This window comes from Myxococcus vastator (assembly GCF_010894475.1).
Taxonomy (GTDB): domain Bacteria; phylum Myxococcota; class Myxococcia; order Myxococcales; family Myxococcaceae; genus Myxococcus; species Myxococcus vastator.
This window is the reverse complement of record NZ_JAAIYB010000900.1, coordinates 1-900: the sequence shown is the minus strand read 5'-3', so window position 1 is coordinate 900 and position 900 is coordinate 1. Positions and strand designations below refer to the sequence as shown.

At 71.6% G+C, this 900-nt stretch carries 2 protein-coding genes; one reads left to right on the top strand and one right to left on the bottom strand.

From position 1 onward, the window contains the following. Positions 1 to 67 precede the first annotated feature (67 nt). On the bottom strand, positions 68 to 376 hold the full coding sequence (locus G4D87_RS38220) for a Rieske (2Fe-2S) protein (protein WP_240358952.1): 309 nt from the start codon (positions 374 to 376) through the stop codon (positions 68 to 70). Between the two features lie 157 nt (positions 377 to 533). Between G4D87_RS38220 and G4D87_RS38215 the strand changes: the two genes are divergently transcribed. After that, the coding region (locus G4D87_RS38215) for a hypothetical protein (RefSeq protein WP_163787641.1) at positions 534 to 900 on the top strand (367 nt) is incomplete at its 3' end.

Below are 900 nucleotides of genomic sequence, written 5' to 3'. Positions count from 1 at the left end.
CGGCGGGGGCTTTGCGGCGGGCTCGGGACGAAGTCACAGCGGAGTCGCTCCTGGAAGGGGCCGGCATTCAGGGGGCGTGGACCCTACCCGATGCGGACACGAGGATGTGCTGTCCCTGCACACGCACCGCATAGGTGCGGACCTGCACTCCGGGATGCCGCGGGCACAGCCCCGTCCGGACGTCGAACGGCCAGGTGTGCAACGGGCAGTGCACCACGTATCCCACCAGGTCGCCCTCGGACAGGGGCCCGGCCCGGTGGGGACACGCGTCCGCCACCGCGTGGAGCGCCCCCTCCACGCGGAAGAGGGCGACCGCGACCCCGTCCACCTGGACCACCGCGCGACCGCGCGCGTCGAGCGCGTCCAGCGTCGCCACTGGAATGAATCCTCCGTCCGGCTGTCCGTTCATCCCGATGTCCCTCAACATCCGGCCGGGGCCGACACATCCCCACCCGGACGAATCAGAGCGTGATACCGTCCCTTGACACCCGCCGTGCCGCCTCATTAGAGCACCCGGGCAACCGCCCCTTCCGATGAATCAGCGAGCCCACACCTTCGCCCGCTGCACCGCGACGCTGCTCGTCGCGCTGTGGGTGTGTCAGCCGCTGGGCGCGCTGATGCACGCGAAGGACGAGCACGCGCACCGGTTCTGTCCGCAGCATCAGACGTTCGAGGAGACGGCGCTCGGCACGGGCGCGCGGCTGTCCCGGCTCGCGATTGAACAGAGCCCGGAGCTGTCCGCCCTGCCCGAGGCCGTCACCGACTCCGCCGCCCTCACCCATGAGGAATGTCCGCTGGTGACGTCCGGCTCCCGCTCGGAGCTCCTGACGCCCTACCGCACGGCCCTGGTGCTGTCGCTGCTCGCCGTGAGCCGTCCGGCCACCGCGCCGCCCCGCGTCC